The organism is Citrobacter freundii ATCC 8090 = MTCC 1658 = NBRC 12681 (assembly GCF_011064845.1).
Taxonomy (GTDB): Bacteria; Pseudomonadota; Gammaproteobacteria; order Enterobacterales; family Enterobacteriaceae; genus Citrobacter; species Citrobacter freundii.
The window spans coordinates 4,281,344-4,302,849 of the sequence record NZ_CP049015.1; the positions used below are offsets into that span (position 1 = coordinate 4,281,344).

Annotated in this window: 15 protein-coding genes; 11 read left to right on the plus strand and 4 right to left on the minus strand. The window is 53.5% G+C overall.

Annotation, left to right across the window (positions count from 1 at the left end):
• The first annotated feature begins 54 nt into the window (after positions 1–54).
• The 7 genes from ebgR (at position 55) to G4551_RS20600 (ending at position 12,167) form a co-directional block, all read left to right on the plus strand.
• A complete protein-coding gene (gene ebgR / locus G4551_RS20570; RefSeq protein ID WP_003024771.1) occupies positions 55–1,038 on the plus strand; it encodes a transcriptional regulator EbgR in 984 nt (327 codons plus the stop codon).
• A 207-nt stretch (positions 1,039–1,245) separates the two neighbouring features.
• The gene (gene ebgA / locus G4551_RS20575; RefSeq protein ID WP_003841476.1) at positions 1,246–4,338 is read left to right on the plus strand and encodes a beta-galactosidase subunit alpha; all 3,093 of its coding nucleotides are present in this window, start codon (positions 1,246–1,248) and stop codon (positions 4,336–4,338) included.
• Positions 4,335–4,784 (plus strand): beta-galactosidase subunit beta, encoded by a 450-nt coding sequence (locus G4551_RS20580; protein ID WP_003024776.1) that lies wholly within the window; start codon positions 4,335–4,337, stop codon positions 4,782–4,784. Before ebgA ends, G4551_RS20580 begins: the two co-directional genes overlap by 4 nt.
• A gap of 66 nt (positions 4,785–4,850) precedes the next feature.
• Positions 4,851–6,284, plus strand: a complete 1,434-nt coding sequence (locus tag G4551_RS20585) for an amino acid permease (RefSeq protein ID WP_003841478.1) — start codon at positions 4,851–4,853, stop codon at positions 6,282–6,284.
• Between the two features lie 207 nt (positions 6,285–6,491).
• Positions 6,492–7,553: a protein YgjJ gene (gene ygjJ / locus G4551_RS20590; protein WP_003841480.1), complete on the plus strand. Its 1,062-nt coding sequence runs from the start codon at positions 6,492–6,494 to the stop codon at positions 7,551–7,553.
• Positions 7,554–7,568: 15 nt separating this feature from the next.
• Entirely contained in the window at positions 7,569–9,920 is a 2,352-nt protein-coding gene (gene ygjK, locus G4551_RS20595; protein ID WP_003841482.1) for an alpha-glucosidase, read from the plus strand.
• A gap of 228 nt (positions 9,921–10,148) precedes the next feature.
• Positions 10,149–12,167, plus strand: a complete 2,019-nt coding sequence (locus G4551_RS20600; RefSeq protein WP_003841484.1) for an oxidoreductase — start codon at positions 10,149–10,151, stop codon at positions 12,165–12,167.
• Between the two features lie 128 nt (positions 12,168–12,295).
• Here the strand turns inward: G4551_RS20600 and rlmG are convergent, their stop codons facing one another.
• The gene (gene rlmG / locus G4551_RS20605) at positions 12,296–13,432 is read right to left on the minus strand and encodes a 23S rRNA (guanine(1835)-N(2))-methyltransferase RlmG (protein ID WP_003024789.1); all 1,137 of its coding nucleotides are present in this window, start codon (positions 13,430–13,432) and stop codon (positions 12,296–12,298) included.
• Between the two features lie 84 nt (positions 13,433–13,516).
• Between rlmG and G4551_RS20610 the strand changes: the two genes are divergently transcribed.
• From G4551_RS20610 to sstT, 4 genes are all read left to right on the plus strand, one after another.
• Positions 13,517–14,017 carry a M48 metallopeptidase family protein gene (locus G4551_RS20610; RefSeq protein WP_003024792.1) on the plus strand — a complete coding sequence of 167 codons (501 nt, stop codon included), beginning with the start codon at positions 13,517–13,519 and terminating at the stop codon, positions 14,015–14,017.
• 72 nt (positions 14,018–14,089) lie between these two features.
• Positions 14,090–15,088, plus strand: a complete 999-nt coding sequence (locus G4551_RS20615) for a Gfo/Idh/MocA family protein (RefSeq protein ID WP_003841488.1) — start codon at positions 14,090–14,092, stop codon at positions 15,086–15,088.
• Positions 15,089–15,359: 271 nt separating this feature from the next.
• Positions 15,360–16,328: a TerC family protein gene (locus tag G4551_RS20620; RefSeq protein WP_003828551.1), complete on the plus strand. Its 969-nt coding sequence runs from the start codon at positions 15,360–15,362 to the stop codon at positions 16,326–16,328.
• Positions 16,329–16,571: 243 nt separating this feature from the next.
• Positions 16,572–17,816 (plus strand): serine/threonine transporter SstT, encoded by a 1,245-nt coding sequence (sstT, locus tag G4551_RS20625; protein ID WP_003841490.1) that lies wholly within the window; start codon positions 16,572–16,574, stop codon positions 17,814–17,816.
• A gap of 16 nt (positions 17,817–17,832) precedes the next feature.
• Here sstT and G4551_RS20630 read toward each other — a convergent pair whose 3' ends face one another.
• The 3 genes from G4551_RS20630 to uxaC form a co-directional block, all read right to left on the minus strand.
• Positions 17,833–18,387, minus strand: a complete 555-nt coding sequence (locus G4551_RS20630) for a YgjV family protein (protein ID WP_003024807.1) — start codon at positions 18,385–18,387, stop codon at positions 17,833–17,835.
• Between the two features lie 134 nt (positions 18,388–18,521).
• Positions 18,522–20,009, minus strand: a complete 1,488-nt coding sequence (locus G4551_RS20635; RefSeq protein WP_003024809.1) for a UxaA family hydrolase — start codon at positions 20,007–20,009, stop codon at positions 18,522–18,524.
• Between the two features lie 15 nt (positions 20,010–20,024).
• Entirely contained in the window at positions 20,025–21,437 is a 1,413-nt protein-coding gene (gene uxaC / locus G4551_RS20640; protein ID WP_003024811.1) for a glucuronate isomerase, read from the minus strand.
• Between the last annotated feature and the right edge of the window lie 69 nt (positions 21,438–21,506).

The following is a 21,506-nucleotide window of genomic DNA, read 5'->3' on the forward strand; positions in this document are numbered from 1 at the left end:
GAATAGATAAGCACTTCATTTACAATGCGCAGGTAACTCAGGGAAAAGGCAAACATGGCAACACTTAAAGACATCGCAATCGAAGCTGGCGTGTCCCTGGCGACAGTGTCCCGGGTTTTAAACGATGACCCCACGCTGAATGTAAAAGAAGAGACCAAGCATCGCATTCTGGAGATCGCGGAAAAGCTGGAGTACAAAACGAGCAGCGCCCGTAAGAACCAGACCAGCGCACTCGGCCCCCAGCATATTCTGGCGCTCTACAGCTATCAGCAGGATTTGGAAATCAACGATCCTTACTATCTCGCGATCCGCCATGGGATTGAAACCCAGTGCGAGAAGCTGGGGATTGAACTGACCAACTGCTATGAGCACAGTGGGTTGCCGGAGAGCAAAAACATTACCGGCATTCTTATTGTCGGCAAGCCTTCTCCTGCGCTGCGCGAGGCGGCAACAGCGCTTACCGACAACATCTGCTTTATCGATTTTCATGAACCCGGCAGCGAATATGACGCTGTCGATATCGATCTGGCCCGCATCAGTAAAGAGAGCATCGACTACTTCATCGCCCAGGGCGTGACCCGCATTGGCTTCATCGGCGGCGAAGATCAGCCTGGCAAGGCTGATATCCGCGAAGCCGCGTTTGTCGAATACGGTCGTCTGCAGCAGGTCGTTTCAGAACAGGATATTTATCGCGGCGGCTTCTCCAGTTCATCAGGCTATGAACTGGCCAAAAAAATGCTGGCGAAAGCCGACTATCCCAGCGCCCTGTTTGTGGCTTCTGACTCGATTGCTATTGGCGTTCTGCGCGCCATTCACGAGCGTGGACTGAACATTCCGCAGGATATTTCGCTGATTAGCGTTAATGATATCCCGACGGCGCGCTTCACCTTTCCTCCGCTTTCCACCGTACGCATCCATTCAGAAATGATGGGCAGTCAGGGCGTCAACCTGCTGTTTGAGAAAGCCCGCGACGGACGTGCACTTCCCCTGCTGGTTTTTGTTCCCAGCAAGCTGAAACTGCGCGGCACCACCCGCTAAAATCCCCCGTTAATCCGTCCGGTTTCTGCTGAAGCCGGGCGCGCATTGTCATGCATTCTTTTCTGCGCCCGAATTATTTTCGTGATCCAGTTAAAGTAAATCACCTCACTCGCTATATTTTAGTAAAACTTTTACTAAAATCACCATCAATTACACTTACTCACCATTAAAATGAATGGTTCCGATTTTTCTCCACCGGGAGGCCTTATGAATCGCTGGGAAAACATTCAGCTCACCCACGAAAATCGACTGGCGCCACGCGCATATTTTTTCTCTTACGACTCCGTTGCGCAGGCTCGCTCGTTTGCCCGCGAAACCAGCAGCCTCTTTCAGTTGCTGAGCGGTCAGTGGAATTTCCAGTTCTTTGAGCATCCGCTGCAGGTGCCGGAAGCCTTTACGTCGCAGTTTATGAGCGACTGGGGCAACATCACCGTCCCCGGTATGTGGCAGATGGAAGGGCACGGCAAGCTGCAGTATACCGACGAAGGTTTTCCTTTCCCGATTGATGTCCCCTACGTGCCGACCAATAACCCCACCGGAGCCTACCAGCGTATTTTCTCTCTCAGCGAAGGCTGGCAGGGCAAACAGACGCTGATTAAATTTGATGGCGTAGAAACCTACTTCGAAGTTTACGTGAATGGTCAGTACGTTGGCTTCAGCAAAGGCAGTCGCCTGACGGCCGAGTTTGATATCAGCGCGGTGGTGAAAACCGGTGACAACCTGCTGTGCGTTCGCGTCATGCAATGGGCTGATTCCACCTACGTTGAAGACCAGGATATGTGGTGGTCGGCGGGAATTTTCCGCGACGTCTATCTGGTCGGCAAACAGGCGACCCATATCCAGGATTTTACCGTTCGTACCGATTTCGATGATGACTATCGCGATGCCACCCTCTCCTGCGACATCGTGCTGGAAAACATCGCCTCCACGCCAACGATGGCATCGCTCGAATACACTTTGTTTGACGGTGAGCAGGCACTGCATAGCGGTGTGATTAACGCTCTGACAGTGGATAAACTCACCCGCACCGCGTTCAATTTCAAGGTCAGCGCACCACAGCAGTGGTCAGCGGAATCGCCGTATCTCTATCATCTGGTGATGACCCTGAGAGATGCCAGCGGCAACATCCTTGAGGTTGTGCCGCAGCGCGTCGGATTCCGCGATATCAACGTTCGCAACGGTCTGTTTTACATCAATAACCGCTATGTCATGCTGCATGGCGTCAACCGTCATGATAACGATCATCTCAAGGGTCGCGCGGTCGGTATGGATCGCGTGGAAAAAGATCTGCTGTTAATGAAGCAGCACAACATCAACTCCGTACGCACCGCCCATTACCCGAACGATCCACGTTTCTATGAATTGTGCGATATCTACGGTTTGTTCGTCATGGCCGAAACCGACGTTGAATCTCACGGCTTCGCTAATATCGGCGATATCAGCCGGATCACCGACGATCCGCTGTGGGAAAATGTCTACGTTGAGCGCATCGTACGCCACGTCCACGCGCAGAAAAACCACCCGTCGATCGTCATCTGGTCGCTCGGCAATGAATCCGGCTACGGCTGTAATATTCGCGCCATGTACCACGCGGCAAAAGCGCTGGATGACACGCGTCTGATCCACTACGAAGAAGATCGTGACGCCGAAGTGGTGGATATCATTTCCACCATGTACACCCGCGTACCGTTGATGAATGAGTTTGGTGAATACCCACATCCTAAACCGCGCATCATCTGCGAATATGCTCACGCAATGGGCAACGGCCCCGGCGGGCTAACGGAATATCAGAACGTCTTCTATCAGCATGATTGCATTCAGGGACACTATGTCTGGGAGTGGTGCGATCACGGGATTCAGGCCAAAGATGACGACGGTAACGTCTGGTACAACTATGGCGGTGACTACGGCGACTACCCGAACAACTACAACTTCTGCCTTGATGGCCTGATTTATTCCGATCAAACCCCAGGCCCGGGTCTGCAAGAGTACAAGCAGGTAATTGCACCAGTGAAAGTGCGCGCGCAGGATCTGGCTCGCGGCGAGCTGCGGGTAGAAAACAAACTCTGGTTCACCACGCTTGACGACTACACCTTGCATATTGAGGTTCGCGCCGAAGGAGATACGCTCTCTGCTCAGCAGATAAAACTGCGCGACGTTCCTCCCAACAGCGATACGCTGCTGCAATACACGTTGCCGGAGCTGGATGCGCGCGAGGCGTTCCTCAACGTCACCGTGACGAAAGATTCCCGCACGTTATACAGCGAAGCCGGGCATCACATCGCGACTTATCAGTTCCCGCTGAAAGCCAGAACGGCGACTGCCGTACCGTTCAGTCTGCAAAACGCCACCCCTTTGACGCTGGAAGAGAACCGCCAGAGCTGCACCGTTCGCGGTTATAACTTCCATCTGACGTTCTCAAAGCTGACCGGTAAACCCATTAGTTGGAACGTCAATGGTGAAGAGCTGATTACCCGCGAGCCGAAGATTAATTTCTTCAAACCAACCATAGATAACCACAAGCAAGAGTTCGAAGGCCTCTGGCAGCCAAATCATATACAGATAATGCAGGAGCATCTGCGCGACTTTACCTTTGAGCAAACCGAAGATGCGCTGCTGATAACCAGCCAGACGATTATCGCCCCGCCGGTATTTGATTTCGGTATGCGCTGCACCTATCGCTGGCGGATTGCCGCAGACGGTCAGTTGAATGTGGAGCTTTCCGGCCAGCCTTACGGCGAGTACCGGGACATTATTCCTTGCATCGGCTTCACGATGGGCATCAGCGGTGATTTGGGACAGGTGGCCTGGTACGGACGTGGTCCTGGTGAAAACTATGCCGATAGTCAGCAGGCCAACATCATCGACATTTGGCGCAGCAGCGTGGATGAGATGTTCGAGAATTATCCGTTCCCGCAAAACAACGGCAATCGTCAGGACGTACGTTGGGCAACGCTAACCAATCGTCACGGTAACGGTCTGCTAGTGATTCCGCAGCGCCCTGTCAATCTGAGCGCCTGGCGCTATACGCCAGAAAATATCTTTGCCGCACAGCACTGTAATGAGCTGCAGCACAGCGATGACATCACCCTCAATCTGGACCATCAGCTACTGGGCTTAGGTTCTAACTCGTGGGGAAGCGAGGTACTTGATTCCTGGCGCGTCTGGTTTACGTCATTCAGCTACGGCTTCACGTTGTTGCCGGTTTCCGGCAGTGAGTCTGGCGCTCAAACCACCGCCAACCGTGCCTTTGGCACCGGGTTCTTTTCCACGAATATGCACAGCGAGAATACAAAATGAGGATCATCGACAACTTAGAGCAGTTCCAGCAACGCTATGCTTCGGGTCGAAAATGGCAACGCTGCGTCGAGGCCATTGAAAATATTGACAATATTCAGCCAGGCGTCGCTCACTCTATCGGTGATTCTCTGAGCTACCGTGTAGAGACGGACTCTGCAACCGATGCGCTGTTTACCGGCCATCGTCGTTATTTTGAGATCCACTACTACCTGCAAGGACAGCAAAAAATAGAGTATGCCGCCAAAGAGGATCTCCAGGTGGTTGAATATTATCGCGATGAAACCGACCGCGAATATTTGAAAGGCTGCGGAAAAACCGTAGAAGTGCACGAAGGACAAATGGTTATTTGTGACAACCATGAAGCCTATCGTTTTATCTGTAATAGCGTAGTGAAGAAAGTCGTACTCAAAGTCACCATCGAAGATGGTTATTTTCATAATAAATAAAAAACACAGGCGGCGCCGACGTTGCGCCGCCAGTACCCTATAATAATCAGGAATCGGAGATGTGCTATGTCTGATACCAAACGTAATACCATCGGCAAGTTCGGCTTACTTTCACTCACCTTTGCCGCGGTTTATAGTTTTAATAACGTTATCAACAATAATATTGAGCTTGGTCTGGCATCCGCACCGATGTTTTTCCTCGCGACAATTTTCTACTTTATTCCATTCTGCTTAATCATCGCCGAATTTGTTTCGCTGAATAAAAACTCCGAAGCCGGTGTCTACGCATGGGTGAAAAGCTCGCTGGGCGGGCGCTGGGCCTTTATTACCGCCTACACCTACTGGTTCGTTAACCTGTTCTTTTTTACCTCGTTACTCCCGCGCGTTATCGCCTATGCCTCGTACGCATTTTTAGGCTACGAATACATTCTGACGCCGTTCGCCACAACCGTGTTAAGTATGGTGCTGTTTGCCTTCTCGACCTGGGTTTCGACCAACGGCGCAAAAATGCTGGGGCCGATTACCTCCGTCACCTCCACGTTAATGCTGCTGCTGACGCTGTCCTACATTTTACTGGCGGGTACTGCGTTGGTGGGCGGCGTGCAGCCTGCTGACCCCATCACCGTTGATGCAATGATCCCGAATTTTAACTGGGCGTTCCTCGGTATTACCACCTGGATATTCATGGCGGCAGGCGGCGCGGAGTCCGTGGCGGTATATGTCAACGACGTCAAGGGCGGGTCAAAATCGTTCGTGAAGGTCATTATCATTGCCGGGATTTTTATCGGCGTGCTTTATTCCATCTCCTCGGTGCTGATCAACGTCTTCGTCAGCAGCAAAGAGCTGAAGTTTACCGGTGGATCGGTGCAGGTATTCCACGGTCTGGCGGCATACTTTGGTCTGCCGGAACTGATCGTTAACCGCTTTGTCGGCCTGGTCTCCTTTACCGCGATGTTCGGCTCTCTGCTGATGTGGACCGCAACGCCGGTGAAGATCTTCTTCTCTGAAATTCCGGCGGGCATTTTCGGTAAAAAAACCGTCGAACTGAATGAAAACGGCGTACCGGCCCGTGCAGCGTGGATCCAGTTTCTGATCGTTATCCCGCTGATGATTATCCCAACGCTCGGTTCCAATACCGTGCAAGACCTAATGAACACCATCATCAACATGACCGCCGCCGCATCGATGCTGCCGCCGCTGTTTATTATGCTGGCCTACCTGAATCTGCGCGCAAAACTGGACCACTTACCGCGCGACTTCCGTATGGGTTCGCAAAAAACCGGCATTATTGTGGTATCAATGCTGATCGTCCTGTTCACTATCGGATTTATTGCCTCTACCTTCCCGAGCGGCGGAAATATCATAACCATTATTTTCTATAACGTCGGTGGGATTGTTATTTTCCTCGGTTTTGCCTGGTGGAAATACAGTAAATACATCAAAGGGCTAACTAAAGAAGAAAAAGCTATTGAGGCTGCTCCCGCTTCAGATGTCAATTAATGACTAAAACATAATAACAATAAACAATATTCTCCAAGGCTATAACCAAAATAATTCGAGTTGCATGAAGGCGGCAAGTGAGTGAATTCCCAGGAGCATAGATAACTATGTGACTGGGGTGAACGAACGTAGCTAACGCACATGCAGCTTGAAGTATGAAGGGTATATAACAATAAAAATTATATTTTATTTGCTTAGGATCGAAGCATGAATAACATTAGCCATTATTGCAGGGCAATTATTGCCCTGCCCTTTTTCTGCGTCTCTTCTCTGGGTGCAGAAGAAGTTCGCCCTGCTGAACACGACGATACGAAAACACCTGCCATAACCTCCCCCTCTTTTCGTTTTTATGGCGAATTGGGCATGGGTGGATATATGGATTTAGAAGGAAAAGATAAGCATAAATACAGCGACGGTACTTACATTGAAGGTGGCCTGGAGATAAAACACGGTTCATGGTTTGGTCTGATCTACGGCGAGGGCTGGACCGTACAGGCCGACCATCAAGGCAATGCCTGGGTTCCTGACCATAGCTGGGGCGGATTCGAAGGCGGGATCAACCGCTTTTACGGTGGTTACCGTACCGATGCAGGAACAGAGGTGATGCTCAGCCTGCGCCAGGACTCCTCGCTGGATGACCTGCAGTGGTGGGGGGATTTCACGCCAGACCTGGGCTACGTTATTCCGAATACCCGAGACATCATGACCGCCATTAAGGTGCAAAACCTGACCGGCCCTTTGCGCTATAGCGTGACCGCTACACCCGCCGGACATCACGATGAAAGCAAAGCCTGGTTGCACTTTGGTAAATACGATCGCTACGACGATAAATATACCTATCCGGCTATGATGAATGGTTACATCCAGTACGACCTGACTGAAGGCGTAACCTGGATGAACGGTCTGGAGATAACGGACGGTACCGGACAGCTGTTCCTGACCGGCATCCTCTCGCCCAACTTCGCCGCCCGCGCGTGGCACCACACGGGTCGCGCCGACGGGCTGGATGTGTCCGGCACCGAGACCGGCTATATGGTCAGCGCGATGTATGAAGCGCTAAAAGGCGTTTACCTCTCCACCGCATATAGCTACGCCAAACACCGACCAGATCGCGCTGAGGAAGAAACCACGTCCTTTATGCAGTTCGGTATCTGGTATGAATACGGCGGCGGACGTTTCGCTACCGCCTTCGACAGCCGGTTCTATATGCAGAATGCATCTGGTGATCCGAGCGACCAAATCTTCCTGATGCAATATTTCTATTGGTAACAAGGACCGGAACCCATGAATATCAAACCTCTTCTTACGCCGCTGGCCTGCCTCCTGCTGATGAACGTCTCTGCGCATGCCGCCAGCGTTAATGACTTCAAAAACATCATTAATCGCACCGGTGCGCCGGACTACATGCATGACTACGATCACGACGACCACCAGCGTTTTAATCCATTTTTCGACCTCGGCTCATGGCACGGGCATCTGTTGCCAGATGGCCCCGCAACAATGGGCGGCTTTCCTGGCGTCGCACTGCTGACCGAAGAGTACATCAACTTTATGGCCAATAATTTTGACCGACTGACGGTGTATCAGCACGGTAAAAAGGTCGATTTCACCCTTGAGGCTTACAGCATTCCCGGGGCGCTGGTACAGAAATTGTCATCAAAAGATGTACAGGTAGAGATGACGCTACGCTTCGCCAGTCCGCGCACTTCGCTGCTGGAAACCAAAATCACCAGCAACTCGCCGCTGGATCTGGTGTGGGACGGCGAACTGCTGGAAAAACTGGAGGCAAAAGAGGGAAAAGCCCTGTCGGATAAAACCATTGATGGCGAGTTCCCTGGCTATCAGCGCAAAATCACCGCCACGCACGACGGCCTGAAAGTCACCTTCGGCAAGGTGCGTTCAACCTGGGATCTGCTCACCTCCGGCGAGTCGGAGTATCAGGTGCATAAATCTGTCGCCATGAAAACCACGGTTAATGGTCATCGCTTCACGGGGAAGACCCATATCAACGGTTCGACGACGATTTACACCACCTGGTCTCATCTGCTTACCGCCGAAGATGTGGCAAAAGAGCAGCCGCAGATCCGCGATATTCTGGCGCGTCCTTCTTCTTACATGCTCGCCTCGCAGCAGCGCTGGGACGACTATCTCAAGAAAGGCTTAAACAACCCGGACGCCACGCCAGAACAAACCCGAGTGGCGGTGAAGGCGATCGAAACGCTGAACGGTAACTGGCGATCGCCGGGCGGCGCGGTAAAACACAATACCGTGACACCGTCGGTTACCGGCCGTTGGTTCTCCGGCAACCAGACCTGGCCGTGGGATACCTGGAAGCAGGCCTTCGCCATGGCGCACTTTAACCCGGAAATCGCCAAAGAGAACATCCGCGCCGTCTTTTCATGGCAGATTAAACCCGGCGATCCCGTTCGCCCGCAAGACGCCGGATTCATTCCCGACCTGATTGCCTGGAACCTTAGCCCCGAGCGCGGCGGCGACGGCGGCAACTGGAACGAGCGTAACACCAAGCCAAGCCTGGCTGCCTGGTCGGTGATGGAAGTCTACAACGTCACCAAGGATAAGGCCTGGCTCGAAGAGATGTATCCAAAGCTGGTCGCATATCACGACTGGTGGCTGCGAAACCGCGATCATAACGGCAACGGCGTACCGGAATACGGCGCGACCCGCGATAAAGCCCACAATACCGACAGCGGTGAAATGCTGTTTACGGTGAAAAATGGCGACAAGGAAGAAACCCTTTCCGGACTGAAAAACTACGCCAACATCACCAGTAAAGGCCAGTATGACAGCCTCGAGATCCCAGCACAGGTTGCTGCTTCCTGGGAATCCGGGCGTGACGATGCGGCAGTCTTTGGTTTTATCGACAAAGAGCAACTGGATAAATACGTCGCTAACGGTGGGAAACGCAGCGACTGGGTGGTCAAATTTGCCGAAAACCGCAGTAACGACGGTAAGTTGCTGGGTTACTCGCTGCTGCAGGAATCGGTCGATCAGGCCAGCTATATGTACAGCGACAACCATTATCTGGCGGAGATGGCGACCCTGCTCGGTAAACACAAAGAAGCGCAGCGCTACCGCCAGTTGGCGCAAAAACTGGCGGATTATATCAATACCTGCATGTTCGACCCAGACACCCGATTCTTCTATGACGTGAGGATCGAAGATACCCCGTTGACCAACGGCTGTGCGGGTAAACCAATCGTCGAACGTGGCAAAGGGCCGGAAGGCTGGTCGCCGCTGTTTAACGGGGCGGCAACGCAGCCCCATGCGGATGCGGTGGTTAAGGTGATGCTCGATCCCAAAGAGTTCAACACCTTTGTACCACTTGGTACTGCAGCGCTAACCAACCCCGCCTTCGGCGCGGACATCCACTGGCGCGGGCGCGTCTGGGTGGATCAGTTCTGGTTTGGGCTAAAAGGGATGGAGCGTTATGGCTATCGCGATGAAGCATTAAAACTGGCGGATACCTTCTTCAGCCACGCCAAAGGCCTTACCGCAGATGGTCCGATTCAGGAAAACTATAACCCGTTGACTGGCGCACAACAGGGCGCGCCGAACTTCTCCTGGAGCGCGGCACATCTCTATATGCTGTATAACGATTTTCTTAAAAAACAGTAATCTGTGACATACCGCCGGATGGCGCTTCGCTTATCCGGCCTACAAAGACACATTTTCACAGGCCGGATTAGGTGCTTGCACCGATATCCGGCATATTCATTCTCTGGCCCCACTCCTTTTTTGAATCCCATCACAATCACGGCATTCCCCTTTTCCCTTTTACGCGGCGACGGCTAAATTAGAACTCATCCGACCACATAACAATAATTTTACATACTGGACACCTTTATGAGCTATCCGTCGCTGTTCGCCCCGCTCGATTTAGGCTTCACCACGCTTAAAAACCGCGTGCTGATGGGTTCAATGCATACCGGGCTGGAGGAGTATCCCGACGGTGCAGAACGGCTGGCCGCGTTCTACGCCGAGCGCGCTCGTCACGGCGTAGCGTTAATTGTGAGCGGAGGCATTGCGCCTGCGCTTTCCGGCGTGGGGATGGAAGGCGGCGCGATGCTCAACGACAGCAGCCAGCTTGCACACCATCGTGTCATTACCGATGCCGTTCATGACGAAGGCGGCAAAATCGCCCTGCAAATCCTGCACACCGGGCGTTACAGCTACCAGCCGCATCTGGTGGCACCATCTGCTATTCAGGCCCCCATTAACCGCTTTACGCCACATGAGCTGACGCACGATGAAGTGCTGCAGTTGATTGAAGATTTTGCCCATTGCGCCCAACTGGCGCGGGAAGCGGGCTACGATGGCGTAGAAGTGATGGGGTCGGAAGGGTATCTCATCAACGAATTCCTGACTCTGCGTACCAACCAGCGCGATGACCAATGGGGCGGTGAGTATGCCAACCGGATGCATTTTGCCGTTGAGGTGGTGAGAGCGGTACGTCAGCGTGCCGGTAATGACTTTATAATTATCTTCCGCCTGTCGATGCTCGATCTGGTAGAAAACGGCGGAACCTTCGACGAAACCGTCCAGCTGGCGCAGGCTATAGAAGCCGCCGGGGCCACCATCATTAACACCGGTATTGGCTGGCATGAGGCGCGTATTCCCACTATCGCTACCCCGGTACCGCGCGGCGCGTTTAGTTGGGTGACGCGTAAGCTGAAAGGGCATGTGACAATCCCACTGGTCACCACCAACCGCATTAACGATCCCCAGGTCGCCGATGACATTCTGGCCCGTGGCGATGCCGATATGGTGTCGATGGCCCGTCCGTTCCTCGCCGATGCCGAACTGCTGTCAAAAGCGCAAACCGGACGAGCGGATGAGATCAACACCTGTATCGGCTGTAACCAGGCCTGTCTGGATCAGATCTTTGTCGGCAAAGTCACCTCTTGCCTGGTCAATCCGCGCGCCTGCCATGAAACTAAAATGCCGATCGTTGCGGCAGCTGTACCAAAGAATCTGGCGGTTGTCGGTGCGGGTCCTGCGGGCCTCGCCTTCGCCATTAATGCCGCCGCACGCGGGCATCACGTCACGCTGTTTGACGCACATGGCGAGATTGGCGGGCAGTTTAATATCGCCAAACAGATCCCCGGCAAAGAAGAATTCTATGAAACCCTGCGCTACTACCGCCGGATGATCGACGTGACTGGCGTGACCCTGAAGCTGAATCACTTTGTCAGCGCACACGATCTGCACACTTTCGACGAAGTGATCCTTGCCAGCGGGATCGAGCCACGTATGCCGCCGATCGAGGGGATCGAACATCCAAAAGTGCTGAGCTATCTCGACGTCCTGCGCGATAAAACGCCAGTGGGCAAACGCGTAGCGATCGTTGGCTGCGGCGGGATTGGTTTTGATACAGCCATGTATCTGAGTCAACCCGGTGAAGCCACCAGCCAGAACATTGCGGAGTTCTGCGTGGAATGGGGGATCGACACCAGCCTGCAACAGCCTGGCGGCTTACGCCCGGAAGGTCCGCACTTATCCCGCAGCCCGCGCCAGATAGTGATGTTGCAGCGCAAAGCCAGCAAACCGGGGCAAGGTTTAGGTAAAACGACAGGCTGGATCCATCGCGCCACCCTGCTCTCACGCGGCGTGAAAATGATCCCGACAGTCAGCTACCAGAAGATTGATGATGATGGGTTACACGTCGTGTTGAACGGCGAACCGGTGATCTTTAACGTGGATAACGTGGTGATTTGCGCCGGACAAGAGCCACGCCGTGAACTGGTCGATCCGCTGCACGCGGCAGGTAAAACGGTGCATCTGATCGGCGGCTGCGATGTGGCGATGGAACTGGATGCCCGACGCGCTATTGCGCAGGGGACCCGCTTAGCGCTGGAGATTTAACACGTTGTATCCCGTAGGTCGGATAAGACAACTGCGCACATCTTTGCCTGATGGCGCTACGCTTATCAGGCCTACGAGGCAGCTCGTGTAGGCCGGATAAGGCGTTAGCCGCTATCCGGCACAAGGGCTTAACGACGGCGACCGGTTTTGACCGCTTTTAGCACCACGAATTTATTATTGGTGGCGATGGTTACGCAGTTGCCGAAAATCTTCTTCAACTTGTGGAAGTAGTCGAGGTGACGGTTAGCCACAATGTACAGCTCACCGTTGATTTTCAGGCAGCGGCGGGCGTGGTGGAACATCTCCCAGGCGATATTATCGGTCAGCGCATGCTTCTGGTGGAACGGAGGGTTGCAGAACACCGCGTTGAAGCGGAACGGTTCTACGCCGGAGAGCGCGTTATTAATCATAAATTCGCTGCGATCCAGCGCGTCCGGCAGGTTGGTTTCCACGTTCAGACGGCTGGAAGCGACCGCCATCGGTGATTCATCAACAAACACCACGCTGGCTTCTGGGTTCTTCGCCAGCAGCGTCATGCCCAGCACGCCGTTACCGCAGCCGAGATCGACAATCTCGCCTTCAAGGTTTTCCGGCAGATGTTCCATAAAGAAACGTGCGCCGATGTCCAGCCCGGTACGGGAGAAGACGTTGGCGTGGTTGTGGATGGTCCAGTCGGTGCCTTCCAGCTTCCAGCTCAGGGTCTGGGCGGTATCGGCCAGCGCCGGTTTGGTAAAGGTGCCGTTGATCAGGCGCGCCTTTTTCCATGCCAGCGTGGTGGTGGTTGGTCCCAGCACTTTCTCAAACAGCTCCAGCGTAGAGGTGTGGATATCACGCGCTTTTGCACCGGCGATGATACGCGTCTGCGGCGTGACCACTTCACGCAGGGCGCGCAGTTGCTGCTCCAGCAGCGCCATGGTTTTTGGCAGCTTAATCAGCACCACGCCCGGCGCCTGCGGATAGTCAGCGGTACTGTCGAGGAACTTGACGCTCGACTCGGCAATATCGTTGTGACGCAGGTTCTCACGTGTGGCAAGCTCGCTGAGATAGGAGTCGCCAATGCTGTACGGCGTATGTTCCGCCAGCGCACAGCCCAGCGCACCAAAGGTATCATTCAGGATCAGCACCGGGCCGCTAATTTCGGTATCGTCCAACTGTTGCAGCAGATATTCATCTGCAGCTTCCCACGCCAGCAGCGGGTTAACGTCATCCGTTTCCGGGAAACGTTTAAGTGACAGCGAACGGAAACCGTTGTCTATGTGGCTCATCGGCCCTCCTGAATGGTAAAATTTCGGCGTATCCCTGAAAAGGGTGCGTGAGTATACACTTTTTATACTTTATATGGGGCACTAATGAGTCAGTTGATCTATCTGCAAGGATATCCGGAGAATTTACTTTCTCAGGTGAGAACGCTGATTGCTGAGCAACGCCTGGGCGCAGTGCTGGAGAAGCGCTATCCGGGTACGCATGACTTCGCGACCGACAAAGCGCTCTGGCAATATACTCAGGATCTGAAAAATCAGTTTCTGCGTAACGCCCCGCCGCTGAATAAAGTCATGTATGACAGCAAGATCCACGTTCTGAAGAATGCGCTGGGACTGCATACCGCCGTTTCTCGCGTGCAGGGCGGAAAGCTCAAAGCTAAAGCGGAGATCCGCGTGGCGACCGTTTTTCGCAATGCCCCCGAACCCTTTTTGCGTATGATTGTCGTTCATGAACTGGCGCATCTGAAAGAAAAAGAGCACGACAAAGCGTTTTACCAGCTGTGCTGTCATATGGAGCCTCAGTATCACCAACTGGAGTTCGATACCCGCCTGTGGTTAACGCAACAATCGTTAAAGCAAACTGCGTAGTCGCGCACTGGCTTTGTCTTCAGGGCATGCTAAATTGACGAAAGAATCCCTTTTCGCAGCCTGAAGGCCTTTATGATACGTTTCGCAGTAATTGGCACAAACTGGATCACCCGCCAGTTTGTCGATGCCGCCCATGAAACCGGCAAGTATAAGTTAACCGCAGTCTATTCTCGTAGCCTTGAGCAGGCACAGACCTTCGCCAACGATTACCCCGTCGAGCATCTGTTTACTTCGCTGGAAGCGATGGCGCAAAGCGAGGCGATCGACGCCGTCTACATCGCCAGTCCAAACTCCCTGCACTTCCCGCAGACCGAGCTGTTTTTGCGGCACAAAAAGCATGTTATTTGCGAAAAGCCACTGGCCTCCAACTTGGCGCAAGTCGAAGCCGCTATCGCCTGCGCGCGTAAAAACCAGGTCGTGCTGTTTGAAGCGTTTAAAACCGCCAGCCTGCCTAACTTCCTGCTGTTACAGCAATCGCTCCCAAAAGTTGGAAAAATCAGGAAAGCATTTATCAATTACTGCCAGTACTCCTCGCGTTACCAGCGCTATCTGGATGGTGAAAATCCGAACACGTTTAATCCGGCGTTCTCCAATGGCTCGATTATGGATATCGGTTTTTACTGCCTGGCCTCGGCGATTGCGCTATGGGGCGAACCACAGAGCGTTCAGGCCAGCGCCAGCCTGCTGGAAAGCGGCGTGGATGCCCACGGTGTGGTGGTGCTGAATTACGGTGATTTCAGCGTTACGCTCCAGCACTCAAAAGTAAGCGATTCAGTATTAGCCAGTGAAATTCAGGGCGAGTCGGGATCGCTGGTCATCGAGCATATTTCCGAATGCCAAAAAGTGTGCTTTGTTCCGCGCGGGGGAAAAACGCAGGATCTGACGACGCCTCAACACATCAATACTATGCTGTATGAGGCAGAGGCTTTTGCCCATTTGGTTGAATCCGGCGAAGTGGATCACCCGGCACTGGCCGTCAGCCGTATCACCGCTAAACTGCAAACGGAGATTCGCCGCCAGACCGGCGTGGTTTTCCCGGCAGACGAAACGGTAACCTCGCTGACTGCGTAAAAGTGTGTAAATGGAATGTTGCAGGCCATTGACTGAATGCATGGCCTGTAATATTTTGTAACCCGCAAAGGGGAGTAACTTCGTTGTCGGTTGATCGTCATTACGATGTGTGAAAAACCACATCCGGTCACCGGGCGATAACAAAGGAATACGCCATCGTATTCCTTTGTTGTTGTAAGTGAGACCTTGCCGAATGGCAAGGTCTATGCATAAAAAGCAGCGGCTAACGTCATTCGGCGTTGGCCGTTTTTTTTATGCATGGGGAAATACAATGAATACTGTCGGCACACCGTTGTTATGGGGTGGCTTCGCTGTCGTAGTGGTAATTATGCTGGCCATCGACCTGCTGTTGCAGGGGCGTCGCGGCGCACATACGATGTCGATGAAACAGGCTGCGGCCTGGTCAATCGTCTGGGTAACGCTGTCGCTACTGTTTAACGCCGCCTTCTGGTGGTACCTGGCGGAAACCCAGGGCCGCGCCGTTGCCGACCCACAGGCACTGGCGTTCCTGACCGGCTATCTGATCGAAAAATCGCTGGCAGTAGATAACGTCTTTGTCTGGTTGATGCTCTTCAGCTACTTCTCAGTGCCGCCTGCGTTGCAGCGCCGGGTATTGGTGTATGGCGTGCTGGGAGCAATTGTTCTGCGTACGATCATGATCTTCGCCGGCAGCTGGCTTATCACCCAGTTTGAGTGGCTGCTTTACGTGTTCGGCGCGTTCCTGCTGTTTACCGGCGTGAAGATGGCGCTGGCGAAAGAAGATGCCTCCGGTATCGGCGACAGACCGTTAGTACGCTGGCTGCGCGGCCATTTACGCATGACCGATACCATCGAAGATGAAAAATTCTTCGTGCGTAAAAACGGTCTGCTGTTTGTCACGCCGCTGATGTTGGTGTTGATTCTGGTTGAGCTGAGCGACGTGATTTTCGCCGTCGACAGTATTCCGGCTATCTTTGCCGTTACCACCGACCCGTTCATCGTGCTGACCTCGAACCTGTTTGCTATTTTGGGGCTGCGTGCAATGTACTTCCTGCTGGCGGGCGTGGCGGAGCGTTTCTCGATGCTGAAGTACGGCTTGTCGGTTATTCTGGTGTTTATCGGTATTAAGATGCTGATCGTCGATTTCTACCATATCCCGATCGCTATCTCGTTAGGCGTGGTATTTGGCATTCTGTTTGTGACGCTGATTGTTAACGCATGGGTCAACCACCAGCACGATAAAAAGCAGCAAATACAGTAAGTTTCATCTGCTAGCTGAAAAGCCCGGCAGCACACTGCGTGCGTCGGGCTTTTTGTTTATCATGTCAAAACAATGTTAATTCAAAGTTATAAAATATGATCTCAGCGGGGAATCCAGGATATTTCTCTTCCCGAAGCTTTATCTTTCCTTATACTCAACCACGCAAACACTTTGTTACATCCAGAAAGATGCGTCGTAAGAGCGCACGATGGATGAGCAACAACACAATGAAAGGATCACGACATGACTACGCAACGTTCATCGGGGCTACTCTCGCGTTTGGCGCAAGGGAGCCTGGTTAAACAAATTTTGATTGGCCTGGTACTGGGGATTTTACTCGCACTGGTGTCAAAACCTGCGGCAGAAGCCGTTGGTTTACTGGGTACGCTGTTCGTCGGCGCATTAAAAGCCGTCGCGCCAATTCTGGTTCTGATGCTGGTCATGGCCTCTATCGCCAACCACCAACACGGGCAAAAAACCAATATCCGCCCCATTCTGTTCCTTTACCTGCTCGGAACATTTTCAGCGGCATTAGCCGCCGTTGTCTTCAGCTTCGCCTTCCCGTCGACACTGCACCTTTCCAGCAGCGCTGGCGATATCGTGCCGCCGTCCGGCATCGTTGAAGTAATGCGTAGCCTGCTGATGAGCATGGTTTCTAACCCAGTTGATGCCCTGCTTAACGCTAACTATATTGGTATTCTGGTCTGGGCCGTCGGTCTGGGTTTTGCACTGCGCCACGGTAATGAAACGACCAAAAATCTGGTCAATGATATGTCCAACGCCGTCACCTTTATGGTAAAGCTGGTGATTCGTTTCGCGCCAATCGGTATCTTTGGTCTGGTCTCATCCACGCTGGCAACCACCGGTTTTGCAACGCTTTGGGGCTACGCCCAACTGCTGACCGTACTGGTAGGCTGTATGCTGCTGGTGGCGTTTGTGGTCAACCCACTGCTGGTCTTCTGGAAAATTCGCCGTAACCCGTATCCGCTGGTGCTGGCCTGTCTGCGCGAAAGCGGCGTGTACGCTTTCTTTACCCGCAGCTCCGCCGCCAACATTCCGGTGAATATGGCGCTATGTGAGAAGCTGAATCTGGATCGTGATACCTACTCGGTATCTATCCCGCTGGGCGCCACCATCAATATGGCGGGTGCGGCGATCACCATTACCGTGCTGACGCTGGCGGCGGTGAATACGCTGGGTATTCCGGTCGATTTACCGACGGCGCTGTTACTGAGCGTTGTGGCTTCGCTTTGCGCCTGTGGCGCATCTGGCGTGGCGGGTGGCTCTCTGCTGCTGATCCCACTGGCGTGTAATATGTTCGGTATCCCGAATGATATCGCCATGCAGGTAGTTGCCGTCGGCTTTATCATCGGCGTATTGCAGGATTCCTGTGAAACGGCGCTGAACTCTTCTACAGATGTCTTGTTTACCGCGGCAGCCTGCCAGGCTGAAGACGAGCGTCTGGCAAACAACGCTCTGCGCGGCTAATCCCTGCGCCCCTCCGTCATCGGGCGGAGGGGCTCTTTTCTTGTACGCTTTTTTCAATTTTGAACGGATCAATTCCGCGTTTTTGCATCCGCCGGAAGCGAATAATGTTCAGGCCATTCATCACCAGAAAACTCCCTTCGATCATCGTCCCGCCAATCGATCCCAGCCAGAAATTATGGATAACCCAACAGGCGGTTGCGCACCACATTACGCAACGCACGGTTAACCCTTTGCAGCGAAACAGCGCCCAGGTGCTGGCCAGCGTGCCAATTATCGGTAACAGCTCCATCGCATGCTGTAATTTCGCCAGACCGAGAACCAGGGTGAGGATAATAAAAACGGTCATCACCCACAGTTTGCGGGTATGCATTGAGACAAGTGTGCGGATGGTGTTGAGTTCTGCGCTCATTCCCGCGGGCCAGGCGCCCATCAGAAAAAAATGCACGCCAATGGTGGCGCTATAGACAGCAAGTTGCAGCCGGAAGCGGCGCTCATCGCGATTGAAAAAGGTGGTAATGCCGATCAGAAAGGCGATGACACCTACGCCCTGGGCCAGCCAATACGCGGTCATGCAAGCAACCCCAACTCCATTTTGTATGCCGGATAAGGCGTTTTCGCCGCCATCTGGCAACGGTTTGTGCCTGATGGCGCTACGCTTATCAGGCCTACGATTTGCGCAGACCTGCAGGCACCATCAGGCATTTATTACAACGTTACGCCACTTTTGAAAATAGCCAGTTCCCGGAAATCGTTGCGCTCGTTGCAGGTTTGCTTACCGTTGGCGAACTCAACGATCGTATCGACAAACTCGCTCAGCAGTTGAGGCATCGCTTTACCGTGGATCAACTGTCCAGCGTCAAAATCGATCCAGTGCTTTTTCTTCGCTGCCAGCTCGCTGTTGGTGGCAATTTTCACCGTCGGTACAAAACCACCGTACGGCGTACCGCGACCGGTACTGAACAACACCATATGACAGCCCGCGCCCGCCAGCGCGCTGGTGGCGACGGCGTCGTTGCCCGGTGCGCTCAGCAGGTTCAGGCCGTGGGTTTTCAGACGCTCGCCGTAGCGCAGCACGTCCACCACCTGACTGGAGCCTGCTTTTTGCGTGCAGCCCAGAGATTTATCTTCCAGCGTGGTGATACCGCCCGCTTTGTTGCCCGGCGATGGGTTCTCGTAGATCGGCTGGTCGTGGGCAATGAAATACTGCTTGAAGTCATTAACCATGGTGACCAGCTTGCCAAACGTTTCTTCATCGCGGCAGTGGTCCATCAGCAGCTGCTCGGCGCCGAACATTTCCGGCACTTCGGTCAGCACTGTAGTTCCGCCGTTAGCAATCACGTAGTCGGAGAAACGGCCCAGCATCGGGTTGGCGGTAATACCGGAGAGGCCGTCAGAGCCGCCGCATTCCAGACCAAACTTCAGCTCGCCCAGCTTACCCGGTTCACGCTTATCGTTACGCATCACGTTGTACAGCTGGTGAAGATGTTCAATCCCCGCTTCCACTTCGTCTTCCTGATGTTGGCAGACCATGAAGTGAACGCGATCAGGATCGTACTCGCCTAAGGTTTCGCGGAAGGCATCCACCTGATTGTTTTCACAGCCCAGACCAACCACCAGCACCGCACCCGCATTCGGGTGACGCACCATGTTTTGCAGCATGGTGCGGGTATTAATGTGGTCGTCGCCGAGCTGTGAACAGCCGTAGGTGTGGCTGAAGAGATGCACGCCGTCGATTCCTTCGGCGTCGTTAGTCTCTTTCAGAAAACGGTTCTGCATCTGACGCGCCATCGCGTTAACGCAGCCTACCGTTGGCAGGATCCACAGTTCGTTACGCACCCCAACGTCGCCGTTCGCGCGGCGATAAATCTGCACATCGCGATCCGCCGGTTGTGCAACTTCCGCCTGAAAATCAGGTTGGTAGCGATACGTATCCAGGTCGCTCAGATTGGTACGCGTGTTGTGAGCATGAATATGCTCACCCGCCGCAACATCCACCAGCGTATGGCCAATTGGCAAACCGTATTTAATGACGTTTTCGCCTTTCGCAATATCGCATAAGGCGAATTTATGGCCACGAGAGACCGCCTGACGTAGGATTACCGCCTGCCCATCAACGGTGACTTCGTTTCCTTCAGCCAAATCAGCAAGCGCAACCGCGACGTTATCCAGCGCATGGATCTTGATGTATTGCATACCTTCACCCAGGCCTTAGTTCAGTTCAATGGCGAAATAATCGCGCGCATTGTTGAAGCAAATATTTCTGACCATTTCACCCAGCAGCTGGATGTCGGCAGGGGCTTCGCCCGCGGCAACCCAACGGCCAATCATCTGGCACAGAATGCGACGGAAGTATTCATGGCGCGTGTATGACAGGAAGCTACGGCTATCGGTCAGCATACCGACGAAACGGCTCAGCAGGCCGAGCTGTGCCAGTTGGGTCATCTGACGTTCCATCCCGTCTTTCTGATCGTTGAACCACCAGCCGGAACCGAACTGCATTTTGCCCGGCATACCTTCGCCCTGGAAGTTACCGATCATAGTGCCCAGCACTTCGTTATCGCGCGGGTTCAGGCAGTACAGAATGGTTTTCGGCAGCAGGTTTTGTTCATTCTGCTTGCTCAGCAGTTTGGACAGTTCTTCGGCCATCGGACGATCATTGATGGAGTCGAAACCGACATCCGCGCCCAACAGTTTGAACTGGCGCAGGTTGTTATTACGCAGCGCGCCGATGTGGTACTGCTGTACCCATTCGCGACGGGCGTATTCAGCGCCGAGGAACACCAGAACGGCGGTTTTGAACTGCGCCACTTCATGTTCACTCAGGGTTTCACCCGCCAGGCGACGCGCCAGAATGCTATCCAGTTCAGATTCGTTAGATTCGGCAAACAGCACCACGTCCAGCGCGTGGTCCGAGACTTTACAGCCGTGCGCCGCGAAGTGATCAAGACGTTTGGTCAGTGCAGCTTGCAGGTCGCTGAAGCGGCGGATATCCGTGTCAGACACTTCACCGAGCTTCGCCATGTAGTCATTAAAGGTTGCCAGCTCAATGTTAAAGGCTTTATCCGGACGCCAGCTCGGCAGCACTTTCACATCAAAGCTTCCGTCTTTAGCAACGGCCGCATGGTGCTCCAGAGAGTCGATCGGATCATCGGTAGTGCCGACCATTTTCACATTCATCTGCTGCATGATTCCGCGCGCAGAGAATTTATCCTGCGCCAGCAGCTCGTTGCACTGGTTCCAGATTTCGTCAGCCGTTGCCGGAGACAGCAGCTTACCTGTAATACCAAACGGACGACGTAATTCGAGGTGGGTCCAGTGGTACAGCGGGTTACCGATAGTGTGCGGAACCGTGGCGGCCCATGCGTCAAACTTCTCGCGATCGGACGCATCGCCGGTACACAAGCGCTCAGCGACGCCATTGGTACGCATCGCACGCCATTTGTAGTGATCACCCTTCAGCCAGATGTCATACAGGTTATTAAAACGGTAGTTTTCAGCGATTTGTTGCGGTGGTAAATGGCAGTGGTAATCGAAAATCGGCTGGTCTTTGGCGTAATCATGGTACAGACGGCGGGCAAATTCGGTGTCCAGCAGGAAATCTTCAGTCATAAACGGGGTCATTATCGTCTTCCTCTCAACGAGTGCGTCAGATTGCTTATGTTTTGATGTTGACAAAGTTATCACACCAAT

Bases quoted from the DNA above. Each gene is read 5' to 3' on its own strand.
- G4551_RS20630 (WP_003024807.1), bottom strand. From the start codon at position 18,387: ATGACCGCGTATTGGCTGGCCCAGGGCGTAGGTGTCATCGCCTTTCTG.
- uxaC (WP_003024811.1), bottom strand. From the start codon at position 21,437: ATGACCCCGTTTATGACTGAAGATTTCCTGCTGGACACCGAATTTGCC.
- ebgA (WP_003841476.1), top strand. From the start codon at position 1,246: ATGAATCGCTGGGAAAACATTCAGCTCACCCACGAAAATCGACTGGCG.
- ygjK (WP_003841482.1), top strand. From the start codon at position 7,569: ATGAATATCAAACCTCTTCTTACGCCGCTGGCCTGCCTCCTGCTGATG.
- G4551_RS20615 (WP_003841488.1), top strand. From the start codon at position 14,090: ATGATACGTTTCGCAGTAATTGGCACAAACTGGATCACCCGCCAGTTT.
- rlmG (WP_003024789.1), bottom strand. From the start codon at position 13,432: ATGAGCCACATAGACAACGGTTTCCGTTCGCTGTCACTTAAACGTTTC.
- G4551_RS20585 (WP_003841478.1), top strand. From the start codon at position 4,851: ATGTCTGATACCAAACGTAATACCATCGGCAAGTTCGGCTTACTTTCA.
- G4551_RS20580 (WP_003024776.1), top strand. From the start codon at position 4,335: ATGAGGATCATCGACAACTTAGAGCAGTTCCAGCAACGCTATGCTTCG.
- ygjJ (WP_003841480.1), top strand. From the start codon at position 6,492: ATGAATAACATTAGCCATTATTGCAGGGCAATTATTGCCCTGCCCTTT.
- ebgR (WP_003024771.1), top strand. From the start codon at position 55: ATGGCAACACTTAAAGACATCGCAATCGAAGCTGGCGTGTCCCTGGCG.
- G4551_RS20635 (WP_003024809.1), bottom strand. From the start codon at position 20,009: ATGCAATACATCAAGATCCATGCGCTGGATAACGTCGCGGTTGCGCTT.
- G4551_RS20620 (WP_003828551.1), top strand. From the start codon at position 15,360: ATGAATACTGTCGGCACACCGTTGTTATGGGGTGGCTTCGCTGTCGTA.
- sstT (WP_003841490.1), top strand. From the start codon at position 16,572: ATGACTACGCAACGTTCATCGGGGCTACTCTCGCGTTTGGCGCAAGGG.
- G4551_RS20610 (WP_003024792.1), top strand. From the start codon at position 13,517: ATGAGTCAGTTGATCTATCTGCAAGGATATCCGGAGAATTTACTTTCT.
- G4551_RS20600 (WP_003841484.1), top strand. From the start codon at position 10,149: ATGAGCTATCCGTCGCTGTTCGCCCCGCTCGATTTAGGCTTCACCACG.